Below are 21682 nucleotides of genomic sequence, written 5' to 3' on the forward strand. Positions count from 1 at the left end.
CGCTCGCGGGGGAAAGGAGCGGCGCACTTGATCATCGACATGCCGGACACCACCACCACCGCTGTCAACAAGAAGCTCGACGAACTGCGGGAAAAGGTCGGCGCCGTGACGATGGGCCGGGTGCTGACGCTGATCATCGCGCCGGACAGCGACGCCGTTCTGGAGGAGTCACTCGAGGCCGCCAACAACGCCAGCCACGAGCACCCCAGCCGGATCATCGTGACGATGCGCGGCGACCCGTACGCCGACGAGCCGCGCCTGGACGCGCAGCTGCGGGCGGGCGGCGACACCGGCGCCAGCGAGGTCGTCATCCTGAAGCTGTCCGGGGCGCTCGCGGGGCACGCCGCCAGCGTGGTGATGCCGTTCCTGCTGCCCGACATCCCCGTGGTGGCGTGGTGGCCGGACATCGCCCCGGCCGTTCCCGCCCAGGACCCGTTGGGCAAGTTGGCGATTCGGCGCATCACCGACGCCACGAAGGGGACCGATCCCCTGGCGGCGATCAGGAGCCGCCGGCCCGGCTACACCGCCGGCGACACGGACCTGGCGTGGGCTCGCATCACCTACTGGCGGGCGCTGCTCACCTCCGCGGTCGATCTGGCCCCCCACGAGCCGATCGAGTCGGCCCTGGTGTCCGGCCTGAAAACCGAACCGGCGCTCGACGTCCTGGCGGGTTGGCTGGCCAGCCGCATCGACGGCCCGGTGCGCCGGGCGGTAGGCGACCTGAAGGTGGAACTCGTCCGCAAGAGCGAGACCATCGTCTTGAGCCGGCCGCAGGAGGGCAGAACGGCGACACTGAGCCGCACCGCCAAGCCGGAGGCCCTGCTTCCCTTGCCGCGCAGGGAAACCGGCGAGTGCCTCGCCGAAGACCTGCGGCGGCTCGACCCCGACGAGATCTACCAAACAGCGCTAGAGGGCATTGAGAAAGTGCAGTACGTGTGAGCACCATCATCGAAGTTTTCCCCGACAGTCAAGCCCTGGTCGAGGCCGCCGCCAACCGGCTGGCCGACTCCATCCGCGACGCCGTGGCGGCCCGGGACCGAGCGCTCGTCGTGCTGACCGGCGGCGGCAACGGCATCGGATTGCTCGCGTCCCTCGTGGGACGCGACGTCGCATGGCCCAAGGTGCACCTGTTCTGGGGCGACGAACGCTACGTCCCCGAAGACGACGACGAGCGCAACGACAAGCAGGCGCGGGCGGCGTTGCTGGACCGGATCGACATTCCGTCCAGCCACGTGCACACGATGCCGGCCAGCGACGGCGAATTCGGCACCGACCTCGCGGCGGCCGCGCTCGCCTACGAACAGCTGCTGGCCGCCAACGCCGAACCCGGCCAGCCGGCACCGAATTTCGATGTGCACCTGCTGGGCATGGGCCCGGAGGGCCACATCAACTCATTGTTCCCCGACACGCCCGCGGTCGTGGAAACCAGCCGCATGGTGGTTCCAGTCGAGGACTCCCCCAAGCCGCCTCCCCAGCGAATCACCCTGACCCTGCCCGCGGTTCAGCGCTCGCGGGAGGTCTGGCTGATGGTGTCCGGCGGTTCGAAGGCCGACGCGGTGGCGGCGGCAATCGGCGGCGCCGCGCCGGTTTCGGTGCCGGCCGCCGGGGCGATCGGCACCGAAACCACGCTCTGGCTGCTCGACGAGGAGGCCGCGGCCAAACTCCCCTCGGGTCAGCGAAGCTAGTTCCGCACCCGGTAGGTCCGGGTAATAATGGCGGTCATGGCAGACAGAACCGTGCGCGGTGGGCAAGAGCGAAGCCGGATCAAGACCCTCACCCAGGCTGCGTTGAACGCCGACAAGACGGTGGAGCAGGTCGAAGACGTCCTGGACGGCCTCAGCAGAACCATGAAAGAGCTGAACACCTCCCTGTCCAACCTGAACGCCACGGTCGAGCGCATGGAGAGCGGCCTGGATCACCTGGACGGCACCCTGTCCAGCCTGGACGACCTGGCACGGCGACTCATCGTCCTGGTCGAACCGGTGGAGACGATCGTCGGGCGCATCGACGACATGGTGAAGGTCGGCGAGGTGATGATGACGCCGCTGTCCATGACCGAGCACGCGGTGCGCGGCGTGGTGGACCGGCTGCGCAACCGCGCGGTGGAATAGCGCCTACATCTTGGTCGACCGGGCCATCACGAAGCTGTACAGCCCGTAGGTGATGATCCCCACCCCGGCGGCGATCAGCAGCGCCGCCCCGAAGTGTTGGGCCCCAAGCGTCTTCAGCGCGCCGTCGAGCCCCGTGGCCTTCTTCGGCTCCGAGCGGCAGGCGGCGACGATCACCAGCGCGCCCGTCAGGGTGATCACGATGCCCTTGCCGATGTAGCCGGCCACGCCGAGCCGTCGCACGAAGTCGCCCGACTTGCCCCGCAGGTCGTCGACGAAGTTGCGGCTGGCGCCCTTGTGGATGTGGTAGCAGCCGACCACGACGATGATCGCGCCGGCAGCGACGAGCGCCAGCGTGCCGGCGGTCGTTCCCATCAGCCGGGCGCTGATGCTCGAATTCTGTTGATCCGCGGGCCTTCCCGCGCCCCGGGCGAAGCCGAACGCCGAGTACGCGAACGCGAGGTAAACCGCCGCCAGTCCGAGGGCCTTCGCCCGCGAGGACGCGTCCGACGACGCGCCCTCCGTCTTGCGGTCGCTCGATCGGCCGAGGACCGTTTCGACGAGCCGCCACAGGCCCATCGCCAAAAGGGCGGCGGTGGCGATCCAGAGCGCCAACGGCCCACCCGGTTTGGCCGCCAACGTCGCCAGGGCGCCGGTCTGATCGGCGGTGCCGCCGTCGCCGCACGCAACCCGGATCGCGAGATAGCCGACGATCAGGTGCAGGACGCCGTTGACCACGTACCCGACGCGGGCGAGCCGTTCGAAGACGCCGTTCTGCGCCAACTCGGCCGCGGTGAGCGGTGAGGCGCCGTCCGACATGGCTTACGGATGCCCATCACCCGCTGTTCCGTAACGCGCTGGCCAACCCGTTCATCGTCAACAGGATGCCGCGCTGCACCAACTCGTCGTCGTCGCCGGAGCGGTAGCGGCGCAACAACTCCACCTGCAGGTGGTTCAGCGGCTCGAGGTAGGGGAAGCGGTTGAACACCGACCGCGCCAGCGCGGGGTTGTCGGCGAGCAGGTCGTCCTGACCGGTGATGAGCTTGTGCATCGCGATGGTCCGCCGGTGCTCGTCGACGATCTTGTCGAACACCCGGTCGCGCAGCTCCTCGTCGGAAACCAGCTGCGCGTACCGGGCCGCCAGCCCGAGGTCGCTCTTGGCCAGCACCTGCGCCATGTTGGACAGCACGCTGCGAAAGAACGGCCAGCGCTCGTACAGGTCGTGCAGGATCGCCACCCGCTCGTCTTCGCTTTCCGGGCCCGCCCCGATCCACCGCTCGAACGCCGTCCCGGTGCCGTACCAGCCGGGCAGCATGACCCGGGACTGGCTCCAGGCCAGCACCCAGGGGATGGCCCGCAGGTCCGAGATCGACGACGTCGGCTTGCGCGACGTCGGGCGGCTGCCGATGTTGAGCGAACCGATCTCGCTGACCGGCGTGGAGGCCATGAAATAGTCGACGAAACCCGGTGTCTCATGCACCAATTCGGCGTAGGCCCGCTGCGCCAGGGTGGCCACCTCGTCGAGCACCGCATAGGCGGGCTCCGCGGCATCGCCCAGCCCCTCGACGTCGAGCAGCGTCGACTCCAGCGTGGCGGCGACCAGGCTCTCCAGGTTGCGCCGCGCCGATTGCGGTTCGGCGTACTTGGCGGCGATCACCTCGCCCTGCTCGGTGAGCCGCAGCGAGCCGTTCACCGCGCCCGGCGGCTGGGCCAGGATCGCTTGATAACTCGGCCCGCCGCCGCGGCCGACGGTGCCGCCGCGACCGTGGAAGAGCCGCAACCGAATTCCGGCCGTGCGGGCCACCTCGACCAGGGACAGCTCGGCGCGGTAGACCGCCCAGCTGGAGGCCAGGTAACCGCCGTCCTTGTTCGAGTCGGAGTAGCCCAGCATCACCTCCTGACGCCCGCCCTGCGCGTCGACGACCGCCCGGTACAGCGGCAGGTCCAGCATCGCCCGCAGGATCGCCGCGCCGTTGTGCAGATCGTCGATCGTCTCGAACAGCGGCGAGATGGCCACCGGGCAATACGGTTCCGCCCCGGAGGCATCAAGCAGCCCGCCCTCTTTCAGCAGGATCGCCACCTCCAGGACATCCGACACCGAGCGGCACATGGAGATGACGTAGTTCGGGACGGCGGCCGGGCCGTAGCGCCCGACGGCGTAGGCCGCGGCGTCGACGACCTCGAGCTCCTTGCGGGCCAGTTCGGACAGTTGCGCGCGGTCACCGACCAGCGGGCGGCGGGTGCCCAGTTCACCCGCCAGCAGCGCGACGCGCTCGTCCTCGGGCAGCGAGGCGTAGTCCGGATGCACTCCGGCCCACGCCAGCAACTCCCCCACCACCTCCTCGTGGACGTCGGAGTTCTGTCGCATGTCGAGCCCGGACAGGTGAAAGCCGAAGACGCTCACGCCTTCTCGCAGCAGGGCCAGCCGGTCGTCGGCCAGCAGCGCGCTGCCGTGGGCGCGCAGCGAGGAGTCGATGGTGTCCAGATCCGCCTGCAGCTCGCCCGGGGCGGAATACGGTGGCAGGCCGAGGTCGAGCTCGTGCTGCGGTTGGCGGTCCAGGATCTCGGCGGCCGTGGCGGTGAGCCGGGCGCGGATCACCCGCACCGCCCGCCGGTAGGGCTCGTCGGCGCGGACCTTCTCCTGGCAACCCTCCGCCAGTTCGGCCAGCCCGGGAGTGACCGGGACGAGGCGCGCCGACATCGACAGATCCTGCTCGAGGGCGGTGAGCTCGGCCAGGTAGTGCGACAGTGCGGTGAACGCGGCGCTGCCGGTGGCCTGGCGCACCACGTCGCCCGTCACGTTCGGGTTGCCGTCGCGGTCGCCGCCGATCCAGGAACCGGGCGCGACGATCGGCGTGGCGAGCAGGTCGGTTTCGGGCCAGCGCGCCCGCAACGCGTCGCGGACCTCGGCGTTGACCTGCGGGATGACCTGGAAGAACGCGGCGGGGTAGTACCGCAGCCCCACCTCGATCTCGTCGGTGATCTGCAGCCGGGACAACCGGATCAGCGCGGTCTGCCACAGCGTGAGCACCTGGCGGCGCAGTTCGCGCTCGATGTTGCGCCCGTCGTCGGTTTCGGTGTGCCCTTCGGCGTGCAACCGCATCAGACTGGTGATCCGGTGCTGGGTGACGAAGACGGTGCGCCGCCGGGTTTCGGTGGGATGCGCGGTGATCACCGGGGAGATCAGCGCGCCGCGCAGCGCCTCGGCCACGGTGGCCGAATCGAGTTCGGCGCCATCGAGTTTCGCGTAGGTCGCGGCCAGGCTGCTGTCCTGGGGCGGCTCGCCGGCGGAGACGTGGATGGCGCGGCGGCGCTCCCGGTGGATGTCCTCGGCCACGTTGGCCAGCAACGCGAAGTGGCTGAACGCGCGGATGACCGGGATCGCCCGGTGAATGTCGATGCCGTCGAACATGCGCGCCAGCTCGGCGCGGTCGATCTCCGAGCGGCGCACCCGAAACGATTCGACCCGGGCGCGTTCCACGAGATCGAAGACCTCGTCGCCGTTCTGCTCGCGGACGGTGTCGCCGAGGATGGCGCCCAACAGCCGGATGTCTGCGCGCATCGGCTCGGTCGCCTCGCGACCGACCAGCGTCCGCTGCACGGCGCCGATCGGTTCCAGCGCGATGTCGGAAACGTCAACCATGAAACCCAGTATCGGTGCGGATCACGTGGTCCGCCCGCCGACGGGTCACCGGTACTTGATCAGCAGGGCCACCCCGATGATGGAGACCAGCCAGATGCCGGTGATGAACAGCGTCAACCGGTCCAGGTTCTTCTCCACCACCGTCGAGCCGGAGAGGCTGGACTGCACACCGCCACCGAACAGCGTCGACAGGCCGCCACCCTTGGCGCGGTGCAGCAGCACCAGCAGGACCACCAGCACGCTGGTGACCACGAGGGTGATCTGCAGGGCCAACTCCATGACGTGAAAGCCTACCGGTTGGCGCGCCACCGGCCGTAACCGACGCCCGGCTAGCGGCCCCAGGTCCGCCGCGGCAGCGCGAAGACCAGCGCGAAGGCCGCGACGCCGAGGCCGGCGCTGGCGGCCATCGCCTGCGTCGCGCTGTGCGCGAAGGCCGCCGCCAGCGCCGCCGGACCGGGCCGGTCGACGTGCAGCGTGCCGAACAGCACGGTGCCGATGATCGCGATCCCGATCGCGCTGCCGATCCGCTGCGCGGTGCCGATCACACCGCTGGCCGCGCCGGCATCTTCCGCGTCGACCGTGGCGACGATGAAGTCGACGTTGGGCGCGATGAACAAGCCGCTGCCCACGCCGGCGACCAGGAGCGGGGCGGCCAGTTGCCAACCGCTGTACGCGGTGCACGGCGTGACGGCGAGCACCACCCAGATCGCGGTGATGCCGACGGCCACCATCCCCAGCCCGGCCACCAGCACGGTCCGGCCGAAGCGTGCCGCCAGGGTGTCGCTTTGTGAGGCGCCGCCCACCAGCCCGACGGCGAACGGCGTCACCACCAGACCGGATTGCAGCGCGGTGTGGCCGAGCCCCGCCTGCCACAACAGCGCGATGGTGAAGAAGATGCTCGTGAACGCCGCGAAGTACACCAGCGCGAGCAGCACGCCGCCGGTGAAGGACGCGTGCGCGAACAGTCGCGGCGGCACCAGCGGATTGCCCCCACTCGCCTCGACGTGGCGCTCCCACCGGGCGAACACCGCGAGCAACGCCGCGGCGCCGGCCATCGAGGCGTACGTCCACAGCGGCCAGCCGTCTTGCTGTCCCTGGATCAACGGGACCAGCAACGCGACCAGCGCCGCGGACAGCAGGATCAGGCCGGCCCAGTCCGCCGACGTCGCCGCGCGGTCGCTTCCCACCGGCAGGAGGACGGCCGCGGCGACGACCGCGAGCACGCCCAGCGGCACGTTGACGTCGAACACCAATCGCCACCCCGGGTCCGGCCCGAACGCCTGGATGATCAGCCCCCCGACCAGCGGGCCCAGCGCCACGGAGAAACCGATGGTCGACCCCGTGATCGCCAGGGCCCGCGCCCGTTTGCGGTCGGTGAACATCAGCTGGATCAACGCGGTGACCGACGTGAAGAAGATGCCACCGCCGAGTCCCTGAACGGCCCGCGCACAGACGAGCGGAGTCTCGCCGTGCGCAAGTCCGCAGGCCAGGCTCGCCGCGGTGAACAACGACAGGCCCACGACGAAGACCCATTTGTGGCCGAACCGGTCACCCACCCTGCCAGCGGGTATCAGAGCCAACCCGAAAGCCAGCGCATAGCCCGAAACTATCCATGACAGCGTGGCGTTCGACGCCGCAAGGCCGGTGCGGATGGCCGGCAGTGCGACGTTGACGATGGTGGTATCCAGCAATGCCATGAACGCGCCCACCAGCAGCACCGCCAGGGCGAACCAGTTGCGGCGTTCGGCACCAATGGTTTTCGGCATCGAGGTCGTCACGACTGCTCACCTCCCGCGCGCCGGCCGGTGACTATCGTCGGGAGCGCCTCGGAAAGCTCTTCATGCCAACCGATTTCGGCGCGCAGCCGGTCGGCCCGGTGCTTCATGACCAGCTTCTCGGCCACGGTGAGGTAGCGGTCGATCGCGGCGGCATGGGCTTCCCACTCGGTGAGCATGGCGTTCAGCGACGTGATCCGGGCCGCGATGGTCGCCGGCAGGTCACCGAGGTGGTCGGGCTGCAACCGGGTGATCGCCAGGTCGAACGGGTCCGGTTTGATGACGATCTCGCGCAGCGCGCGCAGCCGCAGACCGCCCAGCGCCTCGCGGCCGGCATCGGTGATGGCCCAGATCTGCCGTTGCGGATACGCGCCGGACCGCTCGATGCGAACCTCCTCGATGAGGTCCTCGGCGGCCAGTCGCTTGATCGCCCCGTACAGGGCGCCCACGGTGATGTCCGTCCAGAGGGCCACGTGCTCTTCCTCGGCAAGCAGGCGGAGCTGGTGTCCATGCATCGGGCCGCGCTCCTCGAGACCCGCCAGGATGAAGATACGTATCGATGACACGCAACTACTCTCGCACGAGTACTCGCCCGTAGTCCAGAGCCAATGCAAACTGAGCAGGGTTCGGCCGGCCGGGCCTATGGCAGGGGCCCACCGGCGGCGATCGCTGCCAGCGTCGCGAACTGCTCGCCGTCCAGCGAGGCGCCCCCGACCAGGCCGCCGTCGATGTCCTCCTGAGCGACGAGATCGCCGACGTTCTTGGCGTTCATCGAACCGCCGTAGAGCACCCGGACGCTTTCGGCGATCTTTGGCGACGCGAGGGACGCCAACTCTTTGCGGATCGCCGCACACACCTCCTGCGCGTCGGCGGAGCTGGCCACCCGGCCCGTGCCGATCGCCCACACCGGCTCGTAGGCGATCACCACGTCGGCGATCTGCTCGGCCGACAGCCCGGCCAGCGAGCCGCGCAGCTGGTTTTCGCAGTAACTGACGTGTTCGCCCGCCTCGCGAGTCTCGAGGTGCTCGCCGATGCACACGATCGGGGTCAGCTCGTGCTTGAGCGCCGCGGCGGCCTTCGCGGCCACCAGCGCGTCGTCCTCGTTGTGATAGGTGCGCCGCTCGGAGTGGCCGACCACGACGAAGCTGCAACCGAGCTTGGCCAGAAAGGCCCCGCTGATGTCACCGGTGTAGGCGCCCGAGTCGTGCGGGGACAGGTCCTGGCCGCCGTAGGTCAGCCGCAGCTTGTCGCCGTCGACCAGGGTCTGCACGCTGCGCAGGTCCGTGAAGGGCGGCAGGACGGTGACGTCGACCTTGTCGTAGTACTTGTCCGGCAGCGCGAACGCGATCTTCTGCACCAGCGCGATCGCCTCGAAGTGGTTGAGGTTCATCTTCCAGTTGCCGGCGATCAGCGGCTTGCGGCTCACGCGTCCCCTCCACTTGGTTGCGGCTCCCCGAGCACCTCGATGCCCGGCAGCGTCTTGCCCTCCAGGTATTCCAGCGACGCGCCGCCGCCGGTGGAGATGTGCGAGAAGTCGGCCTCCGGGATGCCCAGGGCGCGCACCGCGGCGGCGGAGTCGCCGCCGCCCACCACGCTGAACGCGCCCTTGCCGGTGGCCGCGGCGATGGCCTCGGCGACGCCCCGGGTGCCCGTGGCGAACGCCGGGAACTCGAACACGCCCATGGGGCCGTTCCAGAAGACGGTGCGGGCGTTGGACAGCAGGGCCGCGAAGCGCTTCACCGATTCCGGCCCGATGTCCAGCCCGATCACGTCGTCACCGATGGCGTCGGCGGCCACCGTCTGCGGCGGCGAGTCCGCGGCGAACCGCTCGGCCACCACGACGTCCCTGGGCAGCCGCAGCACGTCGACGTAGGTGTCCAGCAGCCGGCGGCAGGTGTCCACCATCTCTTCTTCGAGCAGCGACTTCCCCACCGAAAAGCCTTGTGCGGCAAGGAATGTGAAGCACATGCCGCCGCCGATCACGATGCTGTCGGCCTTGGTCGCCAACGATTCGATGACGCCGAGCTTGTCCGACACCTTCGACCCGCCGAGCACGACGGCGTACGGCCGCTCGGTGGAGCTGGTCAGCTGCTCCAACACCGCGATCTCCTCGGCCACCAGGGTGCCGGCGTAGTGCGGCAGCAGCGTGGCGACGTCGTACACCGAGGCCTGCTTGCGGTGCACCACCCCGAAGCCGTCGGAGACGAAAGCGCCTCCGGGCGAGACCAATTCGGCGAGCTCGCGGGCGAGCGCGAGCCGCTCCTCGTCGTCCTTGCTGGTCTCGCGCGGATCGAAGCGGATGTTCTCCAGCAGCAGCACGTCGCCGTCCGTCAGCCCCTCGGCCCGGGCCAGCGCGTCGCCGCCGACTACATCGCCGGCCAGCTGCACGTGCCGGCCGAGGTGTTCGCCGAGCGCGGCGGCGACCGGCGCCAGCGACAGCTTCGGGTCGGGGCCACCCTTCGGGCGACCGAGGTGCGCGGCGACCACGACCTTGGCGCCGGCGTCGACGAGCGCCTGCAGCGTCGGCACCGACGCGGCGATCCGGCCCGGGTCGGTGATGGCGCCCTCCTCGTCGAGCGGCACGTTCAGGTCGGAGCGCACCAACACGCCGCGACCCGAGACGCCTTCGGCGAGAAGGTCTTTCAGGTTCGGAATGCCCACGACTACAGCGACTTGCCGACCAGCGCGACGAGGTCGATGAGGCGGTTGGAGTAGCCCCACTCGTTGTCGTACCAGGACACCACCTTGGCCTGGTTGTCGATCACCTTGGTCAGCCCGGAGTCGAAGATCGAGCTGTGTGGATCGGTGACGATGTCGCTGGAGACGATCGGCGCGTCGTAGTACTTCAGGATGCCCTTCAGCCGGCCCTCGGCGGCGGCCTTGAACGCCGCGTTGATCTCGTCGGCGCTGGCCGACTTGGCCAGTTCGACGGTCAGGTCGGTGACCGAACCGGTGGGGATCGGCACCCGCAACGCGTAACCGTCGAGCTTGCCCTTCAGCTCGGGCATCACCAGCCCGATCGCCTTGGCGGCGCCGGTGGAGGTCGGCACGATGTTCAGCGCGGCCGCGCGGGCGCGACGCAGGTCCTTGTGCGGGCCGTCCTGCAGGTTCTGGTCCTGGGTGTAGGCGTGGATCGTGGTCATCAGCCCCTTGACGATGCCGAACTCGTCCTGGAGCACCCGGGTGACCGGCGCCAGGCAGTTCGTGGTGCACGACGCGTTGGAGATGATGTTCTGGCTGCCGTCGTACTTGTCGTCGTTGACGCCGAGCACGATGGTGATGTCCTCGTCGGTGGCGGGCGCGGAGATGATCACCTTCTTGGCGCCGGCGTCCAGGTGGCCCCTGGCCTTTGCCGCGTTGGTGAAGATGCCGGTGGACTCGACGACGACGTCGACCCCGAGGTCACCCCAGGGCAGCGCCGCCGGGCCTTCCTTCACCTCGAGCGCCTTGATCTTCTTGCTGCCCACGACGATGGTGTCGTCACCTTCGAGGCTGACGTCATACGGCAGGCGGCCCAGGATGGAGTCGAATTTCAGCAGGTGCGCCAGGCTGGCGTTGTCGGTGAGGTCGTTGACCGCGATCACCTCGATATCAGCGGTGCCCTGCTCCTGTTGAGCCAGTAAGGCCCGGTAGAAGTTCCGCCCGATTCGACCGAAGCCGTTGATGCCTACTCGGACCGTCACTTGTCTCTCCCTGTCTTGTGATGTCTCTAGAGTCCGCTGATTACGCGCTCGCCGTCAGCCTAGATGAGTAACATGCACGGTCGCCGCCCCGGTTCCCGCGGCGAATGTGACGTCAGCCGCGGCGCGGTTTCTTCAGCCACTTCAGCGCCGACTCGGCGGCGTGGTAGCCGCACAGCCCGTGGATGCCGGCCCCCGGCGGCGTCGACTGGGAACACAGGTAGACGCCCGGGACGCCGGTCACGTAGGGGTCGACGGCGATGCGCGGGCGGAAGATGACCTGCAGCCCGTCGTTGGCGCCGCCGATGATGTCACCGCCGATGAAGTTGGCGTTGTACGCCTGCAGTTCCGCGGTCGACTTGCTGACCGTCGCCAGCACGCGCTCGGAGAAGCCGGGCGCGAACCGCTCGATCTGCCCGACGACGGCGGTGGTGGCGTCGCCGTCGTAGCCGAACGGCACGTGCGCGTACGCCCAGATCGGGTTGACGTTGCCCGCCGAGCGCGACGGGTCGGCCAGGTATTGCTGGCCGAGGAGCACGAAGGGCCGGTCGACCATCTTGCCCTGCGCGCGTTGGCGTTCGGTGTCGGCCATCTCGGCGAAGGTGCCGCCGAGGTGCACGGTGCCGGCCCGCGCGCAGTCGGGGTTCGTCCACGGGATGTCGCCCTCGATCGCGAAGTCGACCTTGAACGCCGACGAGCCCTCGCGGTAGCGCCCGTACGACCGCCGGATCCGGCCCGGCATCGCGTCGCCGTAGAGGGCGAGCGCGGCGGCCGGGCTGAGGTCGAGCATGACGATGTCCGCGTCCGGGATGTCTTTGCGGCTGGTGACCGTCACCCCGGTGGCCACCGAGCCGCCGTGCTCCTTCAGCGCGGCGGCCAGCGCCTGGCTGATGGACCCGGACCCGCCTTGCGCGACGGGCCAGCCGTAGCGGTGCCCGCTGGCCAGGATCATCAGCCCGAGGGACGCGGTGAGCGGGCGGTCCAGCCGCGTGTAGACGTGCGCGGCGGCGCCGCCGAACAACGCGCGGACCGGCTCGGTGCGAAACCAGCGGGCCATCGTGGTGGCCGGCAGCAGCGCCCGGGGCCCGAAGGCGGCCAGGCGAATCGGGTGGCGCGGGATGCCCAGCACGGGGCCGAGCAGGTCCTCGGCCAGCTCGTCGAACCCCGCCGCCAGGTCCCCGATCGCCCGCCGCCAGCGGGCGGCGTCGGGGCCCATGCGGGCCACCGTCTCGTCGATCGACCGGTAGAGCACGCCGGCGCTTCCGTCGTCGAGCGGGTGCGCGCAGTCGACCTCCGGCCAGTTCCACCGCAGCCCGTGGCGCTGCAGGTCGATCTCCTTCCACAACGGCGAGCCCACGCCCAGCGGGTGAAACGCCGAGCAGTGGTCGTGGATGACGCCGGGCAGCGTCAGTTCGCCGGAGCGGGCTCCCCCACCGACGGTGTCGCGCGCCTCGAGCACCTGAACGTCGACGCCGTGGCGGGCGAGCTGGATCGCCGCGGCCAGGCCGTTGGGGCCGGCGCCGACGACCACCGCACGGGTCATCGCGCGCTGCGCCGCGTCGGGTCGCCGCGAGCGATCACATGCACGGGCAACTCGTCTCCGGGCTCCGGCCACGGCTGCCGGGTGAGCATGTCGTCGACGTTGACATAGCCTTCCTCGATCAGTCCAGCCTTGGCGTCGAAGATGCGGTACCACTGTTTCCGGATGTGGATCGGCTGTCCCTCGAGGACGATCACCCGCACGTCGCCGTCGGAGAAGTGGCAGCGGCGCTGCACGGCTTCGAGCAGCTGCTCGTTGTGCAGGTGGCCCTCGCCGAAGTTCCAGCCGACGAGCGGCCCGGCGACGATCTCGCCCTCGCGGATCTTGTAATTGGCCTCCTCGGCCTCTCCGCCCAAGGCGCGAGGCACCAGGGCGTTGAGCGCGCGGCCGTGCACGTGCATGGCCCGGAACGCCGCGGTCTTGTCCGCCATGATCTCCGCGGTCTCGGGGTCGTAAAGCCGGGCCAGCTGGTTGACGACGAGGGCGGAGCTCTTGACGATCTCGGCGTCGATCTTTTCCTCGGCGCCGGCGCGGAAGCACCACACGCTGGAGGCCCAGTTGCCGGCGTAATACCTCATCGCCGGGAGGAATGAAATCTTCTCAGGGAACATGTTTCCCACGATCACGAATGCCGCCGCGGCGATGACGAGGGCCCACAGCAGCGGCGAACGCAGGTCGGTGGCCCGGATCGAGGCGTAGTGCCCGAACAGATAGAACAGCGAGAAGATGAAAAAAACGTTCCACTCCAACGGAACTCCCATCGGGAGGTTGGAAATGATGTTGAGGTGGAAGATGACCATGAATCCGATCAGGAACCACCGCCACGGGTGATCGCCGGCGAAGAAGACCAGCACGGTCGGAACCACGAATTCGGCTGTGGTGCCGCCGACGTGGGCCATCATCTTCGGCAACCAGGTGGGACGCAGATCGTTGATGTGGTCGCGGTACAGCATGTGCTTGAGCGGGTTGAACAGTTTGGGCCGCAACAGCGCGTTGTTGCTCGTCATCACCGACACCACGTACGGGAAGTGGTGGTTCAGCTTGGATGTTGCGGCGCCCCACCACAACAACAGCATGATGAGCTTGTATGCCGCGATCTGATCGGTGAACGGGAAGAAGAACACAAACAGCTTGAGCCAGTAGTGCTCGCCGCGCGCGGCCAAGAAAATGGTCTTGTCGCGCAGGCCCAGTACGGCCAGCGCGACGATCGTCGGGATGACGCGAACGGGGTCGATCAGGCCAACGTCACCGGCCGCGGTGACCGGCCCGCCGTGGCCGGGCGACAGCAGCGCCCACACCCCGCCGGCCAAAACGATTGCGTACAGCGCGACGTCGACGACGGTGCGGTTGTCACCGGCCGTGAACGGCACCTTTGTCGGCCACGCCGGCAGCCGAATCGTGTTGGGCCGCAACCAGTACAAGATCCCGCCGATGGGCGGCATGAACCGTCCGGTCAGCGGGCCGGACCCACAACCCAGGCCCAGCACCTCGAACATCAGCGTGTAGACGATGACCTTCTGGTAGACGATCGGCTGTGTCCACCAGTCGGCGATGCGGCCGAGCCCGCCGAGGCCCGGGGTCAGCGAGATGATCGCAGCGGCGACGGCGATGTACAGGGCGATCTTGATCAGGTACAGCAGATACACGGCATACGGTGTCCCGAAGCCGTGTTCCGCCCAGTGCCGCGTCACGACCTGCAGCCGGGTGGCCCGCGGCAGAGTGGGCCAGGCCTTGCGATCGACGTCGGGAAGCTCCGGGGTCATGAATCCCATGGGCGGCCTCGTTCGGTGTCGGGAGAAACCAGTTCGACCCTCAAATGTATCGGCACCGCGATCCAGTGTCACCGATTCCGCGCCACCCGGCTCCCCGCCGGTGGTATTGGCGACGAAAACCGTTGTGTTTCAGGCGAATACGAGGGCTCGGCTAGCGAGCCGTGGGGCGCCGCCGCGCGGAATGGGCGGGCGGCTCGCCGGGGGCCCGGCGGGCGAATCGGCGGCGCAGGTTCTCCAGCATCGCGTCGAGATTGTCCCGATCCTGTTCCTCGATTCGCGCCATGCGCCGAAGGTTGCAGACGGCATCGGCGTCACCGGCGACTTGCGCGGACGCGATCGCCTTCTGATAGTCGTCGATCCGCTGTTCGATGAGCCGGCGATTCTGGGAGAGCAGCCGGATGAAGTAGTCCGCCTGGCGCTGATCCGCCGCGTCCGCGCCGGCCGGGTCGACGTCGCCCGCCGGCGCGGGCGGCTGGCTCGTCTGGGCCGGTTCGGACCGGACCACGCTGGCGTGCAGCCGGCGAGCGCGCCGGTCACGAGGCGTGATTTTGCGTGCGGGGCCCGATCGGGCGCTTAGTTCGGGGGACAAACCGGCAGCGTCCATCGGGTTCCCCGCTTCTCGATATCTCACTGAGGGCGTCGTAACAATAGCGCCCGGACCGGGGCGACACCATATCAATGGACGCGATCGATGGACGCGGAAAGAAATAAGCACCATGACGGCGGCCGCGCAGCGCTCGCTACCATCAAACTCGGCGCGGCCTTCAAACCTCGAGCGGCCTCGCGGGAGCGTCAAGGGAGGAACGTGACCGAAAACGATCACCGCGACGGCGGCGACATCGGCAAATTCGACCCCGTCCTGACCCAGCGCCTGATGGGCGTGATGCGCCCGGCGCTGAAGGTCTACTTCCGGTCCGAGGTGCACGGCCTGGATTCGTTCCCGCCCGGCGGGGCGCTGGTCGTCGGCAATCACTCCGGCGGCATGTTCCCGATGGACGTCCCGATCTTCACCGTGCACTTCTACGAGAAATTCGGCTACGACCGGCCCGTGTACACGCTGAGCCACGACATCCTCATGACCGGCCCCACCGGAGACTTCTTCCGACGCACCGGGTACATCCGGGCGAACCGGGAGAACGCGGCCCAGGCCCTGCGGTCCGGCGGGGTGGTGATCGTCTTTCCCGGCGGTGACTACGACGCGTACCGGCCGACGCTGTCGGAGAACGTCATCGACTTCGACGGCCGCAAGGGATACGTCAGGACGGCGATCGAGGCCGGCGTCCCCATCGTGCCCGCGGTGTCCATCGGCGGGCAGGAGACGCAGCTCTACCTGTCGCGCGGGACCTGGCTGGCCGAGCGGCTGGGGGTGAAGCGCCTGCTGCGCAGCGCCATCCTGCCGCTATCGTTCGGCTTCCCCTTCGGGTTCAGCGCCGTGATTCCGCCCAACCTGCCGCTGCCCACCAAGATCGTCACGCAGGTGCTGAAACCGATCGACATCGCCGCGCAATTCGGCGACGACCCGGACGTCGACGAGGTCGACGAGCATGTCCGATCGGTGATGCAGCAGGCCCTCAAGGACCTGGCCGCCAAGCGACGCTTCCCGATCCTGGGCTGAGCCGTGGCTTCTCCCTTGAATCAAGCCTTCGGCGTCATCACCACCCTGCGGCGCGCGGGCATGATCGCGCCGATGCGGCCCGACCGCTACCTGAAGATCGCCGCGGCCATGCGCCGCGAGGGCATGGGGATGACCGTCGGCTTCGCCAGTGCGGCGCAACGCTGCCCCGACCGGCCCGGCCTGATCGACGAACTGGGCACGCTGACCTGGCGCCAGCTGGACGAGCGGATCAACGCGCTCGCCGCGGCGCTGCAGAAACTGCCCGCCGGCCGGCCCCGGGTCGTCGGGATCATGTGCCGCAACCACCGCGGCTTCGTCGAGGCGGTGGTGGCCACCAACCGGATCGGGTCCGACGTGGTGTTGCTCAACACGTCATTCGCCGGGCCGGCGCTCGCCGAAGTCGTCAACCGCGAGGGTGTGGACGCCGTCATCTACGACGAGGAGTTCACCGAGACCTTGGACCGCGCGCTGGCCGACAAACCCGAGGCCACCCGCATCGTGGCCTGGACCGTCCCCCGCGAGCGGGAGGGGCCCCCAGGGCAGCACGAGCTCACCGTCGAGCGGCTGATCGGCGCGCACAGCGGCCAGCAGCCCGAGCGCACCGGGCGCAAGGGCAGGATGATCCTGCTGACCTCCGGCACCACCGGAACGCCCAAGGGCGCCAACCAAACTGGCGGCAACGCGGGCATCGGCACGCTCAAGGCCATCCTGGACCGCACGCCGTGGCGGGCCGAGGAGACGGTCGTGGTCGTGGCGCCGATGTTCCACGCCTGGGGTTTCTCGCAGTTGATCTTCGCGGCGTCGATGGCGTGCACCGTGGTCACCCGGCGCAAGTTCGATCCGGAGGCGACGCTGGACCTCATCGACCGGCACCGGGCGACCGGCCTGGCGGTGGTGCCGGTGATGTTCGACCGCATCATGGAGTTGCCGCCCGAGGTGCGCAAGCGGTACAGCTGCAAGACATTGCGATTCGCGGCGGCATCCGGCTCGCGCATGCGCCCCGACGTCGTCACCGCGTTCATGGACGAATTCGGCGACGTGATCTACAACAACTACAACGCCACCGAGGCCGGCATGATCGCCACCGCCACCCCGGCGGACCTGCGGGCGGCGCCCGACACCGCGGGCCGGCCGGCGGGCGGGACCGAAATCCGGATTCTGGATGCGGGTTTCAACGAATTGCCCACCGGTGAGGTCGGCACCATCTACGTCCGCAACGACACCCAGTTCGAGGGTTACACGTCGGGCACCACGAAAGATTTCCACGCCGGGTTCATGTCCTCGGGCGACGTGGGCTACCTGGACGACGCCGGCCGGTTGTTCGTGGTAGGCCGCGACGACGAGATGATCGTGTCCGGCGGTGAGAACGTCTACCCGATCGAGGTGGAGAAGACGCTGGCGGCGCACGACGACGTGGCCGAGGCCGCGGTGATCGGCGTCGACGACGAGCAGTACGGCCAGCGCCTTGCGGCGTTCGTGGTGCTGAGCCCGGGCGCCCAGGCCACGGTCGAGACGCTCAAGCAACACGTCCGGGACAACCTGGCCAACTACAAGGTCCCCCGCGAAATCGCCATCCTCGACGAGCTTCCGCGCAGCAGCACCGGAAAGATCGTGCGCAGCGATCTGCAATCCCGGGTCACCGGCTGATGCGCCGCCTTTCGCAACTGCGGCGTCCCCGGCCGCTGGCGCGAGCCGCCCTGGAATTGGCCAACGCCGCCAACGGATTACGGCCGCTGGCCCGCAAGGGCTACAGCACCGTCCTGGTCTTCTGGTTCGGCTGGCCGACCTCGGAGGTGCCGGGCGTCTACTTCTCCGTCTCGCTGGTGGACGCGCTGCGGCGCTGGCGGCGCGGCCATTTCGAGGGGCGGCGCGGCAAGGCGGCGCTGGCGCTGACCGCCGCGTCGTGGGCGATCCTGGGGGTGATCCGTTACCGCGCCGTCACCACCCCCGGGCCGGTGCTGGAGGCGGGGCTGCGCGAGCAGCTCGGACACGACTACTCCGAGGCGCTGGGCAAGCTGCCGCACACCAAGCCCACGCGCAGCGGGCGGCGCAGCCTGCCGCTGGGCAACACCGTGGCGCGCCGGCGCTACGTCGAGAAGACCAACGTGGTGTCCTACGGGCCCAACGGCCGCGCCAACCTCGCCGACATCTGGCGCCGCCGCGACCTGCCGCGCGACGCCAAGGCCCCGGTGCTGCTGCAGGTGCCGGGCGGCGCCTGGATGATCGGGATGCGGCGGCCGCAGGCCTACCCCCTGATGAGCCACCTGGCCGCGCGCGGCTGGGTGTGTGTCTCGATCGGCTATCGGGTCTCCCCTCGGCACACCTGGCCCGATCACATCGTCGACGTCAAACGGGCGCTGGCGTGGGTCAAGGAGAACATCGCCGACTACGGCGGTGACCCCGACTTCGTCGCGGTCACCGGCGGCTCCGCGGGCGGGCACCTGTGCGCGCTGGCGGCGCTGACCCCGAACGACCCGAAGTTCCAGCCGGGCTTCGAAGAAGCCGACACGTCGGTGGTGGCCGCGGTCCCGATCTACGGCCGCTACGACTGGTTCTCCACCGAGGGCGAGGGCCGGCCCGAGTTCGTCTCGCTGCTCGAAAAGTTCGTCGTCAAGCGGCCATTCGACTCTCACCGCGACGTCTACGTCGACGCGTCACCGATCCGGCGGCTACACGCCGACGCGCCGCCCTTCTTCGTGTTGCACGGCAGCGACGATTCGCTCATCCCCGTCGGCGAGGCCCAGGAGTTCATCGAGGAACTGCGCGCGGTCTCGAAATCCCCGGTCGCCTACGCCGAATTGCCCAGCGCACAACACGCTTTCGACATCTTCAGCTCGCCCCGCGCGCATCGGTCGGCGGAGGCCGTCGCGCGCTTCCTGTCCTGGGTGTACGCGACCAACCCGCCCGAGCGCGACTAAGGCCTGTCGCGCCGAGCGTCACGCCAGCGTGGCTCTGGGACGCGAGCGTCACGCTGGCGTGGCAGGGTGTGGATAGTCGGGACGCACTGACCTGACGTTCGTCAGGGTGTGTGCGACGCTGCCGCTATGGCGGAACCATTCATCGGCAGTGAGGCGGTCGCACACGGAGAACTCATCAAGAGCGCGTTGCGGACGCACTACACGAAGTTGTTTCGCGATGTGTATGTCGATCCCGGCGCAGAGCTCACTCCGCTGATTCGAGCCCGCGCAGCATGGCTGTGGTCGCGCCGGCGAGGCATTATCGCGGGGCTGTCGGCTGCCGCTGTTCATGGTGCCGTGTGGGTAGACCCCACGGCACCGCTGGAGATCCTCCATAGCAACAGAAACCCGTTGCCGGGATTGCGGATTCATAGTGACCGGCTAGAAGACGACGAAATCACGCTCATCGACGGCGTTCCCGTGACGACGCCGGCCCGGACGGCTGCCGACCTGGGATGCTGGCACCCGATGAACGATGCGGTGGCCGTGATCGACGACCTGCTTCGCGCGACCGACTGCAAGGTGGCCGAGCTTCAGATGCTGGCCGAACGGTATCCGGGCCGACGCGGCATTCAGTCGGCGCGTAACGCGATCAGTCTCGCGGACGCCGGCGCGCAGTCGCCCAAGGAGACGTGGTTGCGGCTGTTGCTGATCCGCGCGGGGCTGCCCCGGCCACGAACGCAGATTCCGGTCAGTGACGAGTTCGGCCAGCAAACGTACTACCTCGACATGGGTTGGGAGGATGTCAAAGTCGCCGCCGAGTACGACGGTGAGCAACATCGTCGGGATCGCTGGCAATACACGTGGGACATCAGGCGGCGCGAAACGCTCGAACGTCTGGGCTGGATCGTCGTTCGAGTGGTCGTCGGCGATCGCCCGGCCGACATCGTCAGCCGGGTAAGAGCCGCCTTGGCCCGGCGAGCCGCACGCTAGCGTGACGCTCGCTTGCGGCGGTCACGCCAGCGTGGCGCTCGCGGCAGGAGAGAGAGCCCCTCACTCCCGCGTGGCGGCCTTCTCCAATTCGGTGAGCGCCGGCTCGATGCGGTCGGCCATATCGTCGATGTCGTTGGCCACCTCGGGCGTCGTGACGAAGCCGAAGTCCAGATAGTCGGTGTAGGAGAAGCAGGTGATGTTCAGGGCGACGTCCATGACGGGCGGCCCGAGCGGCACCAGCGAATCCAGCCGCGCGCCCGCCATGAACAACGGGAACGGCGGGCCCGGCACATTGGAGACAACCAGGTTGATGGGGGCCAGGTTTCGCGACAGCCCACTGGCCGTGTAGGCGCGCGCGGCCAGCCCCAGCAGCCCGGGCGGTGTCGTCTCGGTCAGCCCCATGATCTGGTGCGCCGATAAGGCTTTGGCCATCAGCTTGGCGTTCTGGGTGCTTTCATGGATCGCGCGCAGCCGCTCGGCGGGATCCTCGACGTCGGTGGCCAGGGACACGGTCATCGAGCTCACCTGATTGCCGACGTCGTCCTTGTTGTCGTCGGTGCGGGTGGAGACGGGAATCTGGGCGATGAGTGGTTTGGCGGGCAACTCGCCGCGCTTCTGCAGGTACTCGCTCGCGGCGCCGGCCACCAGCGCCAGCACGACGTCGTTGAGCTTGACGCCATAGGCGTCCTTGACGGCCTTGGCCCGCGCGAGTTCGACGCGGCAGCCGGTGATTCGCCGGTGCGGTGACACGGGGGCGTTGAACCGGGTCTTGGGCGCCTCGAAGTAGCGCGGCGGCCGGCCGCTGCTCACACCCAGCGCGGCGATCTGCTGGCGCACGGTCTGCTCCACCAGCCGGGCGATGCGGAAGGGCGTCTTGACGCCGACGTTGATGAGCGCGCCCACCGCCCGCCGTTCGATGCCCGGAATCTTCGATCCCACCAGCGATCCCACCGTTTCGTGTTGCGGCGGCCGCGGTTCCGGCGTGACGTCCAACAGGATTTCACCCAGGCCGGCGCCGGAGACGCCGTCGACGATCGCGTGGTGCATCTTGGTCAGCGACGCGACGCGGCCGCCCTCGACGCCCTCGATCACCCACATCTCCCACAGCGGCCGGGCGCGGTCCAGCTTGTAGGACATCAACCGGCCGACCAGCTCCTCGAGCTCGCGGCGGCCGCCCGGCGCCGGGACGGCGATGTGCCGGATGTGGAAGTCGACGTCCAGCTCCTCGTCTTCGACGAACCACGGCCGGTCCAAACCCAGCGGCGCCCCGGTGACCCGCCACCGCAACTGCGGCAACTCCGGCAGCCGCTCGATGATCAGTTCGCGGAGCCGCTCGAAGCTGTACTCCGACGCGTCCTTCGGGTCGCAAATCGCCAGCGCGCCCACATGCATGTGCCAGCCCGAAGTCTCGGCCGACCAAAACGCCGCATCAACACTCGAAAGCCGTTCGAGACACACACCCAGCCGCGCGCGGCCAGGTGGCTCATCAGGGGGTAGGCCTGCGGCCGCCGCATCCCGATCATCCAGGCGCCGCCCGGCACCTGCAGCAGCACCGGGGCCTTGGCGTCGCGCGGCAGGTCGCGGCGGCGCCAGATGTCGGCGAGGTTGGCGCGGCCGTTGGGCCCGTAGGACACCACGTTGGTCTTCTCGACGTAGCGC

The 21682-nt window shown here is 69.0% G+C and carries 19 protein-coding genes and 1 pseudogene; 7 read left to right on the top strand and 13 right to left on the bottom strand.

The genetic code is table 11. The features are described 5' to 3' along the window. The first annotated feature begins 27 nt into the window (after positions 1–27). The 3 genes from opcA to A5680_RS12685 are packed head-to-tail and all read left to right on the top strand — an operon-like array spanning position 28 to position 2111. Complete coding sequence (gene opcA, locus A5680_RS12675; protein WP_067819787.1) at positions 28–939, top strand: glucose-6-phosphate dehydrogenase assembly protein OpcA; 912 nt, start codon at positions 28–30, stop codon at positions 937–939. Further along, positions 936–1685 (top strand): 6-phosphogluconolactonase, encoded by a 750-nt coding sequence (gene pgl, locus A5680_RS12680; RefSeq protein WP_067819790.1) that lies wholly within the window; start codon positions 936–938, stop codon positions 1683–1685. Before opcA ends, pgl begins: the two co-directional genes overlap by 4 nt. 27 nt (positions 1686–1712) lie before the next feature. After that, on the top strand, positions 1713–2111 hold the full coding sequence (locus A5680_RS12685) for a hypothetical protein (protein ID WP_055403476.1): 399 nt from the start codon (positions 1713–1715) through the stop codon (positions 2109–2111). Positions 2112–2114: 3 nt separating this feature from the next. Here A5680_RS12685 and A5680_RS12690 read toward each other — a convergent pair whose 3' ends face one another. The 11 genes from A5680_RS12690 to A5680_RS12740 form a co-directional block, all read right to left on the bottom strand. Then, positions 2115–2927, bottom strand: a complete 813-nt coding sequence (locus tag A5680_RS12690; RefSeq protein ID WP_067819793.1) for a DUF1206 domain-containing protein — start codon at positions 2925–2927, stop codon at positions 2115–2117. A 16-nt stretch (positions 2928–2943) separates the two neighbouring features. Continuing rightward, the gene (ppc, locus tag A5680_RS12695) at positions 2944–5751 is read right to left on the bottom strand and encodes a phosphoenolpyruvate carboxylase (protein WP_067819796.1); all 2808 of its coding nucleotides are present in this window, start codon (positions 5749–5751) and stop codon (positions 2944–2946) included. A 45-nt stretch (positions 5752–5796) separates the two neighbouring features. Further along, positions 5797–6030, bottom strand: coding sequence for a preprotein translocase subunit SecG (gene secG, locus A5680_RS12700; protein ID WP_040624202.1), 234 nt, complete (start codon positions 6028–6030; stop codon positions 5797–5799). A gap of 50 nt (positions 6031–6080) precedes the next feature. Continuing rightward, a complete protein-coding gene (locus tag A5680_RS12705) occupies positions 6081–7529 on the bottom strand; it encodes an MFS transporter (protein ID WP_231977620.1) in 1449 nt (482 codons plus the stop codon). Continuing rightward, on the bottom strand, positions 7526–8092 hold the full coding sequence (locus tag A5680_RS12710; RefSeq protein ID WP_067819799.1) for a PadR family transcriptional regulator: 567 nt from the start codon (positions 8090–8092) through the stop codon (positions 7526–7528). The genes A5680_RS12705 and A5680_RS12710 overlap by 4 nt, the downstream gene beginning before the upstream one ends. Positions 8093–8166: 74 nt before the next feature. Continuing rightward, positions 8167–8952 carry a triose-phosphate isomerase gene (gene tpiA / locus A5680_RS12715; protein WP_067819801.1) on the bottom strand — a complete coding sequence of 262 codons (786 nt, stop codon included), beginning with the start codon at positions 8950–8952 and terminating at the stop codon, positions 8167–8169. Further along, positions 8949–10187, bottom strand: a complete 1239-nt coding sequence (gene pgk, locus A5680_RS12720; protein ID WP_067819803.1) for a phosphoglycerate kinase — start codon at positions 10185–10187, stop codon at positions 8949–8951. Before pgk ends, tpiA begins: the two co-directional genes overlap by 4 nt. A 2-nt stretch (positions 10188–10189) precedes the next feature. Continuing rightward, positions 10190–11209 (bottom strand): type I glyceraldehyde-3-phosphate dehydrogenase, encoded by a 1020-nt coding sequence (gene gap, locus A5680_RS12725; RefSeq protein ID WP_055403470.1) that lies wholly within the window; start codon positions 11207–11209, stop codon positions 10190–10192. Positions 11210–11321: 112 nt separating this feature from the next. Further along, on the bottom strand, positions 11322–12749 hold the full coding sequence (locus A5680_RS12730) for an NAD(P)/FAD-dependent oxidoreductase (RefSeq protein WP_067819805.1): 1428 nt from the start codon (positions 12747–12749) through the stop codon (positions 11322–11324). Beyond that, entirely contained in the window at positions 12746–14518 is a 1773-nt protein-coding gene (locus A5680_RS12735; protein ID WP_067819807.1) for a DUF3556 domain-containing protein, read from the bottom strand. The genes A5680_RS12730 and A5680_RS12735 overlap by 4 nt, the downstream gene beginning before the upstream one ends. A gap of 151 nt (positions 14519–14669) precedes the next feature. After that, positions 14670–15023, bottom strand: a complete 354-nt coding sequence (locus tag A5680_RS12740; protein ID WP_231964985.1) for a hypothetical protein — start codon at positions 15021–15023, stop codon at positions 14670–14672. A 369-nt stretch (positions 15024–15392) separates the two neighbouring features. Between A5680_RS12740 and A5680_RS12745 the strand changes: the two genes are divergently transcribed. The 4 genes from A5680_RS12745 (at position 15393) to A5680_RS12760 (ending at position 20023) form a co-directional block, all read left to right on the top strand. Further along, on the top strand, positions 15393–16133 hold the full coding sequence (locus A5680_RS12745) for a lysophospholipid acyltransferase family protein (RefSeq protein WP_231633875.1): 741 nt from the start codon (positions 15393–15395) through the stop codon (positions 16131–16133). 60 nt (positions 16134–16193) lie between these two features. Next, entirely contained in the window at positions 16194–17780 is a 1587-nt protein-coding gene (fadD12, locus tag A5680_RS12750) for an acyl-CoA ligase FadD12 (protein ID WP_231977621.1), read from the top strand. Then, positions 17780–19051 (top strand): alpha/beta hydrolase, encoded by a 1272-nt coding sequence (locus A5680_RS12755; RefSeq protein WP_067819815.1) that lies wholly within the window; start codon positions 17780–17782, stop codon positions 19049–19051. The genes fadD12 and A5680_RS12755 overlap by 1 nt, the downstream gene beginning before the upstream one ends. A 126-nt stretch (positions 19052–19177) precedes the next feature. Further along, a complete protein-coding gene (locus A5680_RS12760; protein WP_067819817.1) occupies positions 19178–20023 on the top strand; it encodes a DUF559 domain-containing protein in 846 nt (281 codons plus the stop codon). Between the two features lie 60 nt (positions 20024–20083). Here A5680_RS12760 and A5680_RS12765 read toward each other — a convergent pair whose 3' ends face one another. After that, positions 20084–21415: a wax ester/triacylglycerol synthase family O-acyltransferase gene (locus tag A5680_RS12765; protein WP_067819820.1), complete on the bottom strand. Its 1332-nt coding sequence runs from the start codon at positions 21413–21415 to the stop codon at positions 20084–20086. Positions 21416–21447: 32 nt separating this feature from the next. Next, positions 21448–21682, bottom strand: a pseudogene (locus A5680_RS25210) (alpha/beta hydrolase); the annotation flags it as partial.

The sequence above is a fragment of the Mycobacterium sp. E2989 genome (genome assembly GCF_001667595.1).
Taxonomy (GTDB): domain Bacteria; phylum Actinomycetota; class Actinomycetes; order Mycobacteriales; family Mycobacteriaceae; genus Mycobacterium.